This is a genomic window from Actinoalloteichus hymeniacidonis, assembly GCF_014203365.1.
Taxonomy (GTDB): Bacteria; Actinomycetota; Actinomycetes; order Mycobacteriales; family Pseudonocardiaceae; genus Actinoalloteichus_A; species Actinoalloteichus_A hymeniacidonis.
In genome coordinates this window covers 401778-418163 of sequence record NZ_JACHIS010000001.1, presented here as the reverse complement: position 1 = coordinate 418163, position 16386 = coordinate 401778, and the positions used below count along the sequence as shown (strand labels likewise).

15 protein-coding genes are annotated in these 16386 nt (G+C 68.0%); 7 read left to right on the top strand and 8 right to left on the bottom strand.

Features of this window, described 5'->3' with window-relative positions:
- The first annotated feature begins 66 nt into the window (after positions 1 to 66).
- Positions 67 to 753 carry a LysM peptidoglycan-binding domain-containing protein gene (locus tag BKA25_RS01960; protein WP_069852609.1) on the top strand — a complete coding sequence of 229 codons (687 nt, stop codon included), beginning with the start codon at positions 67 to 69 and terminating at the stop codon, positions 751 to 753.
- A 234-nt stretch (positions 754 to 987) separates the two neighbouring features.
- Here BKA25_RS01960 and BKA25_RS01955 read toward each other — a convergent pair whose 3' ends face one another.
- From BKA25_RS01955 to BKA25_RS01940, 4 genes are all read right to left on the bottom strand, one after another.
- Positions 988 to 2064 carry a molybdenum cofactor biosynthesis protein MoaE gene (locus tag BKA25_RS01955; protein ID WP_069852611.1) on the bottom strand — a complete coding sequence of 359 codons (1077 nt, stop codon included), beginning with the start codon at positions 2062 to 2064 and terminating at the stop codon, positions 988 to 990.
- Positions 2046 to 2516, bottom strand: a complete 471-nt coding sequence (moaC, locus tag BKA25_RS01950; RefSeq protein ID WP_069852612.1) for a cyclic pyranopterin monophosphate synthase MoaC — start codon at positions 2514 to 2516, stop codon at positions 2046 to 2048. The genes BKA25_RS01955 and moaC overlap by 19 nt, the downstream gene beginning before the upstream one ends.
- A gap of 157 nt (positions 2517 to 2673) precedes the next feature.
- A complete protein-coding gene (locus tag BKA25_RS01945) occupies positions 2674 to 4083 on the bottom strand; it encodes an NAD-dependent malic enzyme (protein WP_069852614.1) in 1410 nt (469 codons plus the stop codon).
- Positions 4084 to 4168: 85 nt separating this feature from the next.
- Positions 4169 to 4354 carry a hypothetical protein gene (locus tag BKA25_RS01940; RefSeq protein ID WP_069852615.1) on the bottom strand — a complete coding sequence of 62 codons (186 nt, stop codon included), beginning with the start codon at positions 4352 to 4354 and terminating at the stop codon, positions 4169 to 4171.
- A gap of 161 nt (positions 4355 to 4515) precedes the next feature.
- On the opposite strand from BKA25_RS01940, the gene BKA25_RS01935 reads away from it, so the two are divergent.
- Positions 4516 to 6810: a helicase-associated domain-containing protein gene (locus BKA25_RS01935; protein ID WP_069852617.1), complete on the top strand. Its 2295-nt coding sequence runs from the start codon at positions 4516 to 4518 to the stop codon at positions 6808 to 6810.
- 116 nt (positions 6811 to 6926) lie between these two features.
- On the opposite strand, the gene BKA25_RS01930 is transcribed toward BKA25_RS01935, so the two are convergent.
- The 4 genes from BKA25_RS01930 to BKA25_RS01915 are packed head-to-tail and all read right to left on the bottom strand — an operon-like array spanning position 6927 to position 11880.
- Positions 6927 to 7538, bottom strand: a complete 612-nt coding sequence (locus tag BKA25_RS01930) for a GTP-binding protein (protein ID WP_069852619.1) — start codon at positions 7536 to 7538, stop codon at positions 6927 to 6929.
- The gene (locus BKA25_RS01925; RefSeq protein WP_084643447.1) at positions 7519 to 8145 is read right to left on the bottom strand and encodes a DUF742 domain-containing protein; all 627 of its coding nucleotides are present in this window, start codon (positions 8143 to 8145) and stop codon (positions 7519 to 7521) included. The genes BKA25_RS01930 and BKA25_RS01925 overlap by 20 nt, the downstream gene beginning before the upstream one ends.
- A gap of 37 nt (positions 8146 to 8182) precedes the next feature.
- Positions 8183 to 8605: a roadblock/LC7 domain-containing protein gene (locus tag BKA25_RS01920; RefSeq protein ID WP_069852620.1), complete on the bottom strand. Its 423-nt coding sequence runs from the start codon at positions 8603 to 8605 to the stop codon at positions 8183 to 8185.
- On the bottom strand, positions 8602 to 11880 hold the full coding sequence (locus tag BKA25_RS01915; RefSeq protein WP_084643448.1) for a nitrate- and nitrite sensing domain-containing protein: 3279 nt from the start codon (positions 11878 to 11880) through the stop codon (positions 8602 to 8604). Before BKA25_RS01915 ends, BKA25_RS01920 begins: the two co-directional genes overlap by 4 nt.
- A 566-nt stretch (positions 11881 to 12446) precedes the next feature.
- On the opposite strand from BKA25_RS01915, the gene BKA25_RS01910 reads away from it, so the two are divergent.
- From BKA25_RS01910 to BKA25_RS01890, 5 genes are all read left to right on the top strand, one after another.
- Positions 12447 to 13487, top strand: coding sequence for an ABC transporter substrate-binding protein (locus tag BKA25_RS01910; RefSeq protein WP_069852622.1), 1041 nt, complete (start codon positions 12447 to 12449; stop codon positions 13485 to 13487).
- Entirely contained in the window at positions 13487 to 14254 is a 768-nt protein-coding gene (locus BKA25_RS01905) for an ABC transporter permease (RefSeq protein WP_069852624.1), read from the top strand. The genes BKA25_RS01910 and BKA25_RS01905 overlap by 1 nt, the downstream gene beginning before the upstream one ends.
- Before the next feature lie 160 nt (positions 14255 to 14414).
- On the top strand, positions 14415 to 15239 hold the full coding sequence (locus BKA25_RS01900) for an ABC transporter permease (protein WP_069852626.1): 825 nt from the start codon (positions 14415 to 14417) through the stop codon (positions 15237 to 15239).
- A 1-nt stretch (position 15240) separates the two neighbouring features.
- The gene (locus BKA25_RS01895) at positions 15241 to 16062 is read left to right on the top strand and encodes an ABC transporter ATP-binding protein (protein ID WP_069852627.1); all 822 of its coding nucleotides are present in this window, start codon (positions 15241 to 15243) and stop codon (positions 16060 to 16062) included.
- A gap of 117 nt (positions 16063 to 16179) precedes the next feature.
- Complete coding sequence (locus BKA25_RS01890) at positions 16180 to 16374, top strand: hypothetical protein (RefSeq protein WP_157421302.1); 195 nt, start codon at positions 16180 to 16182, stop codon at positions 16372 to 16374.
- Positions 16375 to 16386: the final 12 nt, after the last annotated feature.

Sequence of the window (16386 nt, the reverse complement as noted above, 5' to 3'; positions counted from 1 at the left end):
AACGACTTGGCCGAGGCCTTGCGAGAACGAACGCGAGGACGAGTAGGCGCGGTGGGAGAGAGGGACATGGCTCGCTACCAAGGCAAGCACCGCAAGCCTTCCAGCACCAGCCGCACCATCACCCGAATCGCAGTCGCAGGCGCCTTCGTCGGCGCCCCCCTGGCAATGGCCACACCGGCAATCGCAGCGCCCGACTGGGACGCCCTCGCGCAGTGCGAGAGCTCCGGTGACTGGGCCATCAACACCGGCAACGGTTACAGCGGTGGACTCCAGTTCCACCCGCAGACGTGGGTCGGATTCGGTGGCACCGAGTTCGCTCCCAACGCACACCAGGCCACCCGCGAGCAGCAGATCGCTGTCGCCGAGCGGGTTCTGGCCGAGCAGGGCCCGGGCGCATGGCCCGCATGCAGCGCCAAGACGGGCTGGCACCTCGGCGGCGGAACGGAAGAGCCCGCCCCCGAGCCTGCGGCACCGGCCGCACCCGCTGCACCCGCAGCACCCGCGCCGGAGCAGCAGGCGGCTCCCGAGCCCGAGCCGCAGCCCGCCCCCGCAGAGGTTCAGGAACTGGCCCCGGCACACGTCGGCCCGATCCTCGACCACCCCGAGGGCAACTACACCATCGAGGAAGGCGACACGCTGTCCAAGATCGCGCGCGAGCACGACACGGACTGGCAGTCGCTGCACGAGGCGAACGCAGAGGTCATCGCCGACCCGGACCTGATCTTCGCGGGTCAGAAGATCCTGGTGGGATGATCTATCGATCGGACCTGCACCCGCTTCCATCCCCCGGGGAGCGGGGAGCAGGTCCGATCGGCTCTCGTCGAGAGCCGAGGCAGCCGTCCAGCTGTCCTGACCGCAGCAGCCTGCGTGGGTCATTCCCGCCGGGGCCGTGATCAGGGGCCTCCTCGTCCACCTCGGGACCCGCCCAGCTCGCAACGCCAGCCGCCCGCCGCCCGAATCGGCGGGCCTGCCCGGCCAGGACGGTCCTCAGGGACAGTCCACCCATTCCTCGTCGCCGTCGACGAACACCTGACGCTTCCAGATCGGCAACCGGGCCTTGATCTCGTCGACCAGGTCCGCGCAGGCCGCGAAGGCGGCCGCGCGGTGGGCCGCCGAGACCGCGCAGACCAGCGCGAGATCCCCCACCGCGAGCAGTCCGAGCCGATGGGTTACCGCCAGCGCCGAGACCGCCGGATTCCTGGCCGCTACATCGGCCGCCACCTCGGCAGCGATCCGCGCCGCAGTCGGATGCCCCACGTACTCGAGTTCGCGTACCCCGCGTCCGCCGTCATGATTCCGGACGACCCCCCGGAAGCCCACCACCGCGCCCGCCGCCGCGTTGCCGACGAGCGCCTCGTGGTCGACAGTCGCCAGATCCGCGTCCACGACCTCGGCGCGCAGCACCACGGCCTTCTGTCCTTCTGCGCCGTATTCGGCCGCCTCCGGGGCGCTCACGCCCGTTACGGCGGCCTCCGAAACAGCGGTGCCAGCCGATATCACGGCCGCGTGATCCGCCGAGCTGCCGGCGGTCCGTTCAGCGGCCGCCTGCCCGCCCGCCGTACCCGGCTGCGGATGATCACCGCCGCGCAGCTGATCCACCGCGTGTTCCAACACCCCGGCCAAGACGTCGAGCCCATCCCGGACACCGCCCCGGGAGCCCGGCAGGTTGACGACCAGCGTGCGGCCCGCGATTCCGGCCCGGCCCCGCGAGAGCACGGCCGTGGGGACCTTCGGCAGCCCCGCCGCTCGGATCGCATCCGCCAGCCCCGGCACGTCGTGATCCAACAGCTCCCCGGTGACCTCCGGGGTCCGGTCGGTGGGGCTCAGCCCCGTCCCACCGGTGGTGACGACCACGTCGACGCCGTCCGCGATGGCGGCCCGCAGCTGTTCCCCCACCGGCAGGCCGTCCGGGACCACCGAGGCGTCGGGGGTCTCATAGGAACGCTCCCGCAACCACGACACGATGATCGGCCCGGTGGTATCGGCGTAGACACCGGCCGAGGCGCGGTTGGACGCGGTGATCACCCTGGCTCTCCTGGGTGCCGTTACTCCGGTCGCGTCCATGTCCCCGTCTTCCCGCCGTCCTTGCGTTCCACCCGCACCTGGTCCAGCACCGCCGCCGGATCGACCGCCTTGACCATGTCGTGCAGGGCCAACCCGGCGACCGCGACGGCGGTCAACGCCTCCATCTCGACACCGGTGCGGTCGGTGGTGCGGACCGTGGCGGAGATTCGGACGCCGTCTCGCTCCGGGTGCAGCTCGACGGCGACCCCGGACAGCACGATCGGATGACAGAGCGGGATCAGGTCCGGCGTCCGCTTGGCGCCCATGATCCCGGCGATCCGCGCGGTGGCGAGGGCATCGCCCTTCGGCAGGGTGCCCGTGGTGAGCAGCTCGATCACCGCCTCGGTGGTGCGCAACACTCCCGAGGCGGTCGCGGTCCGCACCGATGCCGCCTTGGTCGAGACGTCGACCATGCGTGCCGCGCCGCCCTCATCCAGATGCGGTAGCTCCATGTTCGGTGATGCTAGGCGGGATCGGCTCTCGCTCCCGATGCGGCGTGACCCAAGCCCGGCTTCCGGTGGCACCCAAGCGAGTTCTCCCCGTGAGACCACGAAGGCCGGAGCCCGCGGTGACGCAGGCTCCGGCCAGTGGTCGATCGGACGAATCCGGTTACCGCACCGACTCGGTGGCGGCCGCGTCCTCCTCGGCGGCCTTGCGAACCGCCTCGGCGACCGCAGGCGCCACCGTCGAGTCGAACACGCTGGGGACGATGAACGACGCATTGAGCCGTTCCCCGTCGGCCACATCGGCGATCGCCTCGGCAGCCGCCAGCATCATCGAGTCCGTGATCGTGCTCGCCTGCGCGTCGAGCAGCCCTCGGAAGAAACCGGGGAAGGCCAACACATTGTTGATCTGGTTCGGGAAGTCGCTGCGACCGGTGGCCACGACGGCCGCGTGCTGCTGGGCCTCCAGCGGATCGATCTCGGGGTCCGGGTTGGCCAGGGCGAAGACGATGGAGGACTCCGCCATCGTCGCCACCTGCTCGGCACCGAACAGGTTCGGAGCGGAGACACCGATGAAGACGTCGGCACCGACCAGCGCGTCGTGCAACGAGCCGCTGCGGTTCTCGCGGTTGGTGTGCTCGGCGATCCACTCCAGGTGCTCGCCGAGGCCGTCCCGCTCCGGGTGCACGATGCCGTCGATGTCCACGGCCAGGACGTCGCCGGGCTTGTCCCGCAGCAGCAGTCGGATGATGGCCGAGCCTGCGGCGCCGACGCCGCACACCACGACCCGGCAGTCGCCGATGTCCTTGCCCACCACCCGCAGGGCGTTGCGCAGCGCGCCCAGCACGACGATGGCCGTGCCGTGCTGATCGTCGTGGAAGACGGGGATGTCCAGCTTCTCGCGCAGCCTGCGCTCGATCTCGAAGCAACGCGGCGCCGCGATGTCCTCCAGGTTGATCCCGCCGTAGACCGGCGCGAGCAACTCGACCGTGCGGATGATCTCCTCGGTGTCCTGGGTATCCAGGCACACCGGCCAGGCGTCGACATCGGCGAACTTCTTGAACAGCGCCGCCTTGCCCTCCATCACCGGCAACGCGGCGGCCGGGCCGATGTTGCCGAGGCCGAGCACGGCGGAGCCGTCGGTGACGACCGCCACGGTGTTGCGCTTGATGGTCAGCCGACGCGCGTCGTCGGGGTTGGCCGCGATGGCCTGGCAGATCCGGGCGACACCCGGGGTGTAGGCGCGCGACAGGTCGTCACGGTTGCGCAGCGCGACTTTCGAACGCACCTCCAGCTTGCCGCCGAGGTGCATCAGGAAGGTTCGGTCGGAGACCTTGCGCACGACCACGCCGGGCAGCGCATCCAACGTGGTGGTGATGTCGGTGACATGCTCGGCCGACAGGGTGTTGCAGGTGATGTCGATGACGACGCGGTCGGTGTGGGACTCGACCACGTCGAGGGCCGTGATCACGCCGCCGACCCGGCCGACCGCGCTGGTGAGGTCACCCGCCGCGCTCGACGACGGCGGGGTCTCAACCCGCACCGTGATGGCATAGCCGGGGCCGGGAACCGGCATTGCTACCTCCCTGGTAACGGGTTCAATCGGGGAGAGCAGCGTAACCAGCCGTTCTGCAGCGCCGGCACGCCGGCCCACCCATGAATCAGCGGTTGATGACGGTCACCGGGTGCTTGTACGGCAGCGCGTCCTCAGCCAGCGGAAACTCCACGTCGCCGAAGGGCGACGATGCGCCCGCGATGGGCGCCCTGAGTTCGGAGACCGCGTGCTCACCCTCGGGCACCTGCGGCCAGCTCGGGTCGATGCGGTCCTTGCGAGCGGGCTTGGCCACGGCTCCTCCTGGGTTCGTCTCCGGCGGCATCCGACCGACCGCAGGCGCGGATCGCAGGCGCTTGCGGCCATGCGATGGACCCGTGCGCTTACGGGCGCGGGCCCCGGCGGTGTCGGAAAGGACTCACTCAGTCTGCCGTATCGCGAGATATCGTGGAGGGGATGCCCGGCACCTCACTGGCCGACTGGTTGCGCAACCAGGACGACTCGACGCTCGCCGCACTGCTGCGAGCCCGCCCCGACCTGGCCACCCCAGCCCCGGCCGATACGACCGTTCTCGCCACCCGTGCGGGCATCGGCGTATCCGTGGCCAGGGCATGTGAGGAACTCGACACGGTCGGCCTCACGGTGTTGGAGGCGCTCCTGGTCCTCGATGCCGACCAACGTCCCGCACCGATGACGGCACTGGTCGCCCTGTTCGGCCCCGGCGCGACCGCCAAGCGGGTTCGAGCGGGCGTGGCCGAGCTGCGCGCCCGTGCCCTGATCTGGGGCGACGACGGCGAGCTCTCGGTGGTGCCGACCGCCCGCGACACCATCGGCCCGTTCCCCGCCGGCCTCGGCAGGCCCGCCCCGCACCTGGATCGCCAAGACCTTCCGGCCGTGGTGGCCGCCCTGTCCGACGCCGAACGCGGCCTGCTCACCGCCCTGTCCGTCGGCGCGCCGATCGGCCAGACCAAGGACGCCGCCGCCGTCGTGTCGATCGAACAAGCCAAGACCCCGGTGCAACGTCTGCTCGCCAACGGATTGCTGATCCGCCGCGATGCGGAGACGGTGGAATTGCCCCGGCAACTGGGAATCCTGCTGCGTGGCGACCGCCCGCTGGGACCGGTACGGCTGGATCCGCCGGAACTGGACACGACCCGACGGGCCGCCGCAGACGTGGACGGCGCCGCTGCGGGCGAGGCGCTCGAACTGTGTCGGCACGTCGACACCCTGCTGCAACTCTGGTCCGCCGAGCCGCCTGCGGTGTTGCGCTCCGGCGGACTGGGCGTCCGCGAACTGAAGCGGGCCGCCCGGGCCATGGAGTGCACCGAGGCACGCGCCACCCTGGTGATCGAGCTTGCGGCCGCGGCGGCGCTGGTGGCCGCGAGCGAGGACACCGACCCACGGTGGTTGCTCACCACCACCGCCGACACCTGGACCGCCGGGCCCTCCGAGCAACGGTGGGCCACCCTCGCGGCGGCCTGGCTGGACATGCCGAGACTTCCCGCATTGGCAGGTGGCCGCGACGACCGCGACCGGCTGCTCTCGGTGCTCGCCGACGAACTGCGTAGGCCTCGCGCCCCGCAGTCCCGGCGTCGGACGCTCGAGGAACTCGCGGAGTTGCCCGCCGACACCGGATTGCGCTCCGAGGAACCGCTGGTCGAACTGTTGGCCTGGCGGGCACCCCGGCAGGGCGGCAGGCTGCGTGACGAGCAGGTGCGGTGGGCCCTGTCGGAATCCGCCGCCCTCGGCGTGATCGCGCTGGGTGCGCTGTCCGCCGCCGGACAGGCGTTGCTGACCGATGGACCGGCCGAGGCCGCCAAGCTGATGGGCGCGGCGATGCCGCCGCCGCTGGACCACATCCTGGTTCAGGCCGATCTGACGGTGATCGCACCCGGCCCGTTGGAAGCCGATCTGGCCGCGGACATGGCGCTGGTCGCCGATGTCGAGTCCGCAGGCAGCGCAACGGTGTTCCGGGTCGGCGAGTCGAGCGTGCGCCGCGCCCTGGACGCGGGTCGCAGCGCCACCGAGCTCCACGACCTCTTCGCCCAACGGTCCAGGACGCCGATCCCCCAGTCGCTGACCTACCTGATCGACGACGTCGCGCGTCGCCACGGCCGCCTGCGCGGCGGCTCGGCGAGCTCGTTCCTGCGCTGCGAGGACCCGGTACTGCTGGCCGAGGTCTTGAGCAGGCCGGAGGCCGAGCAACTCGAACTGCGCAAGATCGCACCGACGGTACTGGTCAGTCCGCTGCCACTCGTCGATCTACTGGACGGCCTGCGCGAGGCGGGTTTCACCCCGGTGGCCGAGGGTGTGGACGGCACACTGCTCGACCTGCGGCCGACCGGCCGGCGGCTGGCCAGACGGGCGACGAGCAGCCGTCGTCCCACCACACCCGCGCCCATCGACGATGAGCGCATCACCGAGATAGTCACCGGCCTGCGCATCGGCGACCGGACCTCGGTGGTCCGCCGAGGCGCCGCAGCATCGACGGCCTCCGACGGACACCGCACCTCGGCGACGTTCACTTTGCTACAGGACGCCGTGGCCGCTCAACGCAGGCTGTGGATCGGTTTCGTCGACTCGCATGGCTCGTCGACGCAGCGCATCGTCGATCCGGTGAGCATCAGCGGCGGTTTCCTGGAGGGCTTCGATCAGAGCGTGGGAGCCGTACAACGGTATCCGCTGCACCGGATCTCCAGCGCGGCGCTGGTCGAGGAGAACACGCCCGCCGAGGACCAGACCCGGGTCTGAGTCCGTCCGCGCCCAAGGGATGCGGACGTCGGGCGAATCGAATCAACCCCAGAGACAAGAAAAACCGGTGTGGTGCCCGACTCGTATCGAATCGAACACCACACCGGGTCGTCTCATCAACCGGTGGCGCGAACCGCCATCCACTGCCGCATCGCGTGCTCCACCAGCGTGATCAACGCCTGCTTGGTCGAGTCGCGATTACGCGCGTCGGTCACCACGATCGGAACGCTGTCGTCGATCGTCAGCGCCTCGCGGACATCCTCGATTCGGTGGTGCAGCACCCCGTCGAAGCAGTTCAACGCCACGACGTAGGGCAGCTCACGGTCATCGAAGAAGTCGATGGAGGCGAAGGCGTCGGCCAACCGTCTGCTGTCGACCAGCACGACGGCGCCGATAGCGCCCTTGACCAGGTCGTCCCACATGAACCAGAACCTGTGCTGACCGGGAGTACCGAACAGGTAGAGGATCAGATCGCTGTCGAGTGAGACACGACCGAAGTCCATCGCCACCGTGGTGGTGACCTTGCCGGGGGTCGCACTCAAGTCGTCGACACCCACACTGGCCTCGGTCATCACCGCCTCGGTGGTGAGCGGCACGATCTCGGAGACCGAGCCGACGAATGTCGTCTTACCAACCCCGAAGCCACCCGCCACGACGATCTTCGTCGACGTGGTGGCGTGCTTGCTGGCGGCCGGAGTCCGCTGGGGTTCAGAGCCTGCGAAGCCCACTGAGCACCCTTTCCAGGAACGCGAGTGACGGCCCGTCCCCCATCACAAGACCACTGTTGTGGACGAGAACCAAACCAAGACTGGCCATGTCGCCGATCAGCACGCGAACCACGCCGAGAGGAAGGCGCAGGTGCGCCGCGATCTCGGCCACGGAACGAGTCTCAATGCACAGGCCGCAGATGGAACGGTGCTCGGCCAGCGACATCGAGTTGCGCTCACGACCACGGTCACTCGTGGAGATCAAAGCCTCGATGGGGAGATCATAATCCGGCCGTGTTCGGCCGCCCGTCCTGGCATAGGGACGAACCAGGGACCCGGTCTCCACCAGCGGATCACGCCCGCTGTCCTCATCCGGCTCGTACTCGGGCCAACTCTGTTCGACTTCCTGGACGGGAGCCGCCGAGAAGTCCTCGAAGTCACCCGACATGCTCGTGCCGAGCAGATCCGCGCCGGGACCACCGAACAGCGCCCGATCGGCGCCGCCCATCAGGTAGTCGGCGTCCGGATCGCTTTGGCCGTCACGGCCACGACCATAGAAGCCATCGAAGTCGAGCTGGCCCGCCCACTCGCCAGCACGGCCTTCGCCGAAACCAGGTCCCGAGGTCATTGCCCATCACTCCGTCGAGGTAAGTACGCCTGTGGGTTCACCGGCGAGTCACACCCTGTAGCTGAGCGCGTAGCTCTGGTGTGAGCTGTTGCCCGACCCGCTCGACAAGCAAGGTCATCTCGTACGCAACGAGTCCGATGTCACAGTTCGGTGCTGCCAGCACGGAAAGGCAGGAGCCGTCGCTGATGGACATCAGGAACAGGAAACCCCGTTCCATCTCCACCACCGTCTGGGCCACATCTCCGGCTTCGAACACCCTGGCAGCGCCTTGGGTGAGGCTGATCAGGCCAGAGGCCACGGCGGAAAGCTGTTCCGCACGATCCCTCGGTAGTCCGTGAGAGCCGGCGAGAAGCAGGCCATCTGCGGAGACGACCACAGCGTGGGCTACGCCAGGAACGCGACGCACGAAGTCAGTGATCAACCAACCAAAGGAACCTGGTTGCTGGGCGGACGCGGTCACTCCTGCTCCTCGTCGTGGCGGCTAGCGGACTGATGGGACGGATCTGTGGAACTACCGGGACCGGCCAGGGGGTCAACCCTGTGGTGCCTGCCCTTCCGCAGTCCTTGTTGGAAGTTCGACATCTTGCCTCGAATCATCTCAGCCGACCGGGGCGGCGCATCCGACTGCTCGGGTGCGGCCGCCCGTTGGGTCTTAGTCTGCGGCGCAACCGATCCCGGCATCAACTTGGCCTTCGGCACACGCTTGGGAAGACCAGCTTGCGTAACACCCTCCGGATCCTTGGCCAACACTGTCTTGGCTGCTGCCCAACCATCGTCACCTGCGGAATGCCAACCCTGGTTCTCCGACGGCGCGGAGCTGGCGGTCGGCTGCTCCGGCCGTGCGGCCGGTCGCGATGGCGGGGTCTGGGCAGGCGCGGCCTGCCGCGTCGGTGCGACGGGCTCGGCAGGCGGCGTCGGCGCGGGCGGCGGCGTGGCGCGTCCGGCCGATGGGGCCGATTGCGGACGCCTACTCGCGGGCGGCGGAGTGTCGCGCCTCGGCGGCGCGGCAGGCCTGCTCGCGGGTGCGCCACCGTTGCGCCCGGCGCTGGCACCGGGTGCGTTCTTGGCGGGCGGAGTCCGCTGCGCCGCACCATTGGCGGACTGTTGCTCGGCGGAACTCGCACCGTCACCGGCCTGGAACCACTGCGATAGCACGGCTTCGTAGATCGGCAACCGCTCGGTGGGAGCGTCGAAGTCGTTCTGCGCCTTCTTGGCCTGCGCCTGCTGGCCGTTGGAACTCGGCGCGGCGGACGCGGACGGAGCCGCCTCGGCCTCCGGGTGGTCCGTCTGCGGGAACTGGGCGTCCCAGTCCTCGGCGTCGTCGGGCTCCTGAGCGTCGTCCATCTCGGCGGCGGTGAAGTACGCCGTGTCCTCCGGAGCCGGTCGCCCGGCCGAGGTCGTCCCTCGACTCGCGGGCTTCGCGGTCTCCTCCTCGGAGGCACTCCGGTAGTCGCCCTGCAACTCCGACTCCGCGGACTCGCCGTAGAAGCCGAAGTAGTCCGTGGAGTCGCTCCTGGCGATGTCGTTCAAGGCCGAGTCGCTCGGCAACGGAGTACCGACCGGCTCCATCGGGTTCGGCGGTGCCACCGGCGGCAGTGCGGGCATCGAACCGGCATCGGATGCGGGTCCACCGCGTTCGCCGACGACGGTCGGCAGCGCGAGGTTGTTCCGCCCCGGCAGGGCCTGGCCACCGGCCGGACCGCCGCCACGCGCCGAACTCGGCCGGACCACCAGGTTCGATGGCACGACGACGAGCGCGATGATGCCGCCCTCGAGGTACTCGCTGCGCAGTCGAACCCTGATCTCGTGGCGCTTGGCCAGCTGGGCGACCACGTAGAGACCCATGCGTCGCGACACACCGACGTCGACCCTCGGCGGGTTGGCCAGCCGCTCGTTGACCGCGGCCAGCTCGTCGTCGGCCATGCCGACGCCTCGGTCGGTGATCTCGATGATCAGCTCGTTCTTGCGGCTGTGCGCGGTGCGGACCGTGACCTTGGTCTGCGGATCGGACAACGCGGTGGCGTTGTCGAGCAACTCCGCGATGAGGTGGACGAGGTCGTTGACCGCGCGGCCCTGCACCATGAGTTCCGGAGCCGCGGAGACCGTGACCCTGGCGTACTGCTCGACCTCCGAGACCGAGGCACCGAGGATGTCGGTGACCGGGACCGGCCGTGCCATCCGTCGAGTCGTCTCGGTACCTGCCAGAACGAGCAGGTTCTCGCTGTTGCGCCGCATACGAGTCGCGAGGTGGTCGAGCTCGAAGAGGTTGGCCAGCTGGTCGGGGTCCTGCTCATCCCGCTCCAACCGGTCGATCAGGCCGAGCTGCCGTTCCACCAAGGTCTGGCTACGACGCGAGAGGTTGACGAACATCGCGTTGACGTTCGCCCGCAGCAGTGCCTGTTCCGCAGCAAGTCGGACGGCTTCGTTATGCACCGCGTCGAACGCCCTGGCGAGCTGTCCGATCTCTTCACGGGTGTGCACGTCGACGGATTGCACGGTGAGCTTGGGGATGTCGTTCTCGGTCTCCCGCATCTGCGCGATGACCGAGGGCAGACGCTCGTGTGCGACCTCGAGGGCCGTCTTCCGCAGCACTCGCAGCGGGCGAAGCATCGAGCGGGCGACGAGCAGCATCAGAACCAGTGCGCCGATGACGAAACCGAGGATCAGAGCGGCGTCGCGGAAGGCGGTGACCCTGGCCTCGTCGGCCAGCACCTCGCCTCGGGCCCGAAGGTCCTCCTGCAGGTCCAGCTCGACCTCACGGGTCAGACCGATCGTGGTGCTCGCGGCCTGGTCCCACAGCACCGAGTTCAGGTTCAGCGGGATGCCGCGCTCGTGTCGGACGAGCACTCGTCCCTTGAGGCTGTTCACGTCGTCGACCGACGGGCCCGCGACGGTGTCGCTGTACAGCGAGGCCTCGGAAGGACTCGCGATGGAGTAGAACTCGTTGACCGCAGCGGAGAACTGGGCGTTGGACGCCTGCAACTGGTCGTACTGGATCGACCGCAGTTCGTCGCGCTGTCCGGCGGCGAGCAGGATCGCGCGCTGCTGTGCGATCTCCTCCTTGGCACGAGCCAAGGCCTCGATCGCACGGGCGGACGCGCTGACCTCGCCATCGGTGATCGACGCGACGATGTCCCGGTTCATCTGCAAGAGGAACTGGATGATGCTCGTGTACGTCTTGATCGCCGCAGTCTCGGAGTACTGCGTGTCGCGCACCGCTAAGCGGAGCCCGGTGAGTCCACCGAGGCGTTCCAAGGCGCGAGTACGGCTGTCGATGACCTGGGTACCGAAGTCGTCGAGCTGCGCGAGGTTGTCCCGGAAGCGCTGGACATCCTGGTCGACTCGGACGACCTGCTCGTCGACCGGCGCAAGACCGCCTTCGCGGCCTCTGGCGATATAGGACGAGGCGACGTCGCGTTCCCGCTGGAGTTCGTGGATCAGGTTGGTGCTGTGCTCCACAACCTCGAACCCACGGACGTTCCTGGCGTGCTCGTCGGCCGACTCGATCTGGTCGACGACTCGAAGCTGACCTAGGAACAGCGCTGCCAGCGTCGGGAGCAACAGGACCGCGACGAGCTTGGTGCGCAGCCGCCAGTTTCGTAGCTGCCAACGGCCGTTACGGCCTGGCCCGGATTCCGGACTGCTCTGCGACGGGGTCGCAGAGGTCTCATTTTGTGCCGCCTGCTCTTGGCGGTCTTCCACTCCTTCGCCCTCCAGTTCGAGCGGAGCGGGCATTTTGCCCTGCGAAGGCTTTTCGGGGCGTGCCACGACTAGCAGACCCTCCAACTCGGGCAGCCGAAGACGTCGAACATTTGTTCGACGTAGGACCTTAACTTGATGCCCGACGGCGCGGAGACCGCCCGATGCCTGAAGATCAACGCCCCCGTATCTCCGGCATCGGACTCTCGACGCAAGCCGCCGTCTCGCAACTCGGGTCGACCATAGGTCGATCTCGCCGGACCCGATTCGATCACAGCGAAGGCCTGGAACAGCGGTGTCATCGACTCCGCCCTCGCCCTGGCCGTCACCACCGGACTCGCCATCACGCTCCCTGGTCAGCTCAGCAGACTGCCGTGATCATGCCCGCCGGGAAGGTCGAACAGGACCACCCCATCAGGCGGCCAGCCGAAACTATACTCACACAACGCGACCCATTGCGTCCCCCGCCCGTTAAGGAATTGCACCCATTCAGCGGTACTAGATCGTAACTCGGGACCGGTCACACACAGCTTGTTAAGGCTGTTCCCGCCGTTTAGGGTGACCCCACTCAGCAATAGAGTTGGCTTCCTTAAGGAGGGGGCATGGCCCCACGAGTGGGCTCCGGTGCGCCGGCCACGAATCTCGCCAGACCCACCAGAGTCGCCACTGCCGTCATGGCAACGGCAACGCTGCTCGCCACTAGCGCTTGCGGACTGCTCGACGGATCGGCAGGCCAAGATGAGAGCAGCGGCGGCGGTGGAAACGGTTCCGTCGAACAGGAGGTCATCCGACTGGGACTACTCCCGGTCGTCGATGTCGCCTCGGTGCACATTGCCATCGAAGATGGGTTCTTCGAAGAAGAGGGCGTCGAGATCGAACTGACCTCGATTCAGGGCGCCGCTATGGCAATGCCCGCCTTGGCCACGGGCGACTACGACATGGTCTTCGGTAACTGGGTATCGATCTTCGCGGCACAGGCCGAACTCGGCAACATCAAGCTCGTCGCGGACAGCTACTACGCGCTGCCCAACACCTGGATGGTCATGACGACTCCAGACTCCGGACTCACCGAGGCGGAGGATCTGATCGGCAAGACAATCGGTGTCACTTCTCAGGGCAGCCTTGCCGAGGTGACGATCAAGTCCGTGCTGGCGGCCAACGACCTCAACCCGGATGACGTCAGCTTCACTGAGATGGGATATCCGGAGATGTCGGCGGCCCTCGCCGATGGGCAGGTGGACGCCGCGCTGATGGCCGAGCCGTTCATCACCAACTCCGAGCTCGAGATCGGCGCGGTGCCGGTATTCGACGCCGCCTCCGGCCCCACCGAGGAGATCCCGATCGCAGGCTTCGCCGCGATGGAGGAGTGGGCCACCGAGAACCCGAACACGGTCTCGGCATTCCAGCGGGCCTTCGCCCGTGGCCAGGAGATCGCCAGCTCCGACCGGGAACGGGTCGAGGCGATGGTGCAGGAGTACGCCAGCATCGAGCCGGAGACGGCCTCGCTGTTGAACCTGGGTGGTTGGCCGACCACGCTCGAGGCGTCTCGACTGCAGCGCATTCCGAACCTGATGCTCGAGTACGGCTTGATCGAGGAGCCGATCGAGGCTGAGTCGATGATCCTCTCGCAGTCGCGTAACTGATGCGTTCTGTCCTTCGCGGGCTGATCGGACTGGCCGGCTTTCTCGTTGTCTGCGAGATCGTCGGCCGGTCCGGCATGGTCCCCTCCTTCTATTTGCCCCCGCCCTCGGTGGTCCTGACCACGCTCGGCGGTCTGCTCGTCGATCAAGAGTTCCTTCTCGACATCGTGGCAACCGTCCTGGCCTGGTTGATCGCCATGGGCATCGCTATCGCGATCGCCGTCCCAGCCGGACTGCTGCTCGGCAGCTTCGCACCGTTACGGGTCGCCACCCGCTCGGTCATCGAATTCCTTCGGCCGATCCCCTCGGTGGCGCTGATCCCGGTCGTGATCGTCATGTTGGGCAGTGGCCCGGAGGCCAAGATCTCACTCGCCGTCTATGCGGCGATCTGGCCCATCATGTTCAACACGATCTACGCGCTGGACGAGACCGATCGCATGCTGATCGACACGGCTCGTTCCTTCCGGTTGAGCCGAGTGCGCACCCTGCTGACCGTGGTGCTGCCCAACGCGGCACCGTTCATCGCCACCGGCGTGCGGGTGGCGGCGTCCATCGGCTTGATCCTGGTGATCAGCACCGAACTCCTCGCGGGCGGCCGAGTCGGCCTCGGTGTCTTCATCCTCAACGCGAGTACCAGTGGCGGACAGATGGACGCCGTACTGGCAGGCACCGTCGTCGCAGGTGTGGTGGGCTTCCTCGCCAACGAACTGCTGGAGCGGGCACAACGTCGTTGGCTCGGTTGGGGCAGCACTGTCGAGGCCGCCCGATGAACAATGTTCGACCACGAATTCATGGTGAATTCACCATCGGTGCCGCTATCGCGCAGCCCAACCGGAAATGCAACGAACTAAGTCGGCGTCTTTCGACGAGATCGTTCCGCCATCGGGTGGCACGCCCATTCTCCGAGTCGAACCCGGCGGAGGTGTGCCGATGAACAAGTCCGGACTCGCACTGCGAGGCTTCGCCCAACGTTGGATCGTGTTCGTCGGCCTCATCGTGGTGTGGGAGATCGCCGCCACCCTCAGCGACGACGTCTTCTTCCCAGTACCGAGCGAGATCGCCGCCACCGGCTTCGAACTGTGGTTCTCCGGGCCCGCCCAGCAGCTGTTCCTCAGCAACACGGTGTTCGAGGACATCGTGCCGAGCATGATCCGTCTGCTGAGTGCCTGGTTGATCGCCAGCGCGGTCGGTATCGCGGCCGGGCTCGCGCTCGGCCGGTCCAAGACCGCGATGGACTACGTCGGACCGCTGTTCGCCTTCGCCAGGGCGATCCCGTCGCCCGCGCTGGTGCCGGTCTTCCTGGTGCTCTTCGGCATCGGAACCCCGATGCAGATGGCGACGATCATCTTCGGGGTCATCTGGCCGGTGCTGCTCAACGCCGTGGACGGCGCACAGGCCGTCGACCAGACCAAGGTCGAGACTGCGCGCTCGTTCCGGATTCCCTATTGGCAGTGGATGACCATGGTGGTGCTGCCCTCGGCGGGCCCCAAGATCTTCGCAGGCCTGCGGGTAGCACTGTCGTTGTCGCTGGTGCTGATGGTCATCTCGGAGCTGGTCGGTTCGGTCAACGGCATCGGCTACCAACTCATCTCCGCGCAACGACTGTTCCGTTTCGACGAGACCTGGGCATGGATCGTGCTACTCGGAGTGCTGGGCTACGTCTTCAACACGGTTCTCCTCGCGGTTGAACGCCGCGTACTCGGCTGGCAGCAGGCGCAGGACGCAGGCATCAGCCTGGCCAAGACAGGAGGGTGACATGACGACGATGTTGCAGGTGACCGAGCTCGGTCACACCTACGGAGGGTCGAACGGCTATACCGCCATCGACGACCTCTCGTTCACGGTGAACAGCGGGGAACTGGTCTGCATCGTGGGCCCCTCCGGATGCGGCAAGTCGACGCTGTTGCGGTCCGTGTGCGGGCTCCACCGGCCGAGCCGAGGGACGGTGGCCCTACAGGACTCCGCCGTCACCGAGGTTCCCGAGGACCTCGCGGTCGTGTTCCAGGACTACAGCCGTTCGCTGTTCCCCTGGCTGAGCGTCGCGAAGAACGTGGAGTTCCCGCTGCGTAGCCGGGGTCTCCCCCCTGCGGAACGCAAGGAACGCGCCGCGCAGGCATTGGAAGCCGTCGGGCTAACGGGGGCCGCGCAGAAGTATCCCCGGCAGCTCTCCGGCGGTATGCAACAGCGGGTCTCCATCGCGAGGGCGCTGGCCTGTCGGCCCGCGCTGTTGTTGATGGACGAGCCGTTCGCCTCGGTGGACGCGCAGACCAGGTCCGAGCTCGAGGATCTGCTGCTGAAGGTTCAGCGGGAACAGGGCACCACGGTGTTGCTCGTCACGCACGACATCGACGAGAGCGTCTACCTGGCGCACCGGGTCCTGGTGTTGTCCACGGCGCCCGCGTCGGTGGTCGCCGACCTGCGGATCGACCTGCCGGATGAGCGCGACCAGATCACCACCAAGGAGGATCCGCGTTTCATCGAGCTTCGCGGTGAGGTCGCCCGGCTGTTGCGTCGGCCGGAGACCGAGACCGAGGACAGCTCGACGTCGACCGACGAGGTCGTCGCCGCAAGCGCCTGACCAGCGATTCCATCCCTTCGGCGGCAGCATGACCCGCCGATCCGGATCACCGACGTCACTCGGCGGCCCGCCTCGCGCTCGCGAGTCACGGGCCGCCGAGTGCGTCTGGTCGGCTCCGTGCCCGACGGCTCGCCGGAGGCACGCGACCCCGCGATCCGGCCGACCTCGGCAGGCGAGACACCACGTTCGCCCTGGTTCCTCATCGACCTCTCATCGCTCACCGTTGGGCCGCGACATCCACGCAGGCGGGCCGGACTCGCCGAGACCACCGCCGCGAACCTGGAACACTGGTGGACGCGCTGCCGGTGGTGAGAGAGGAGCACG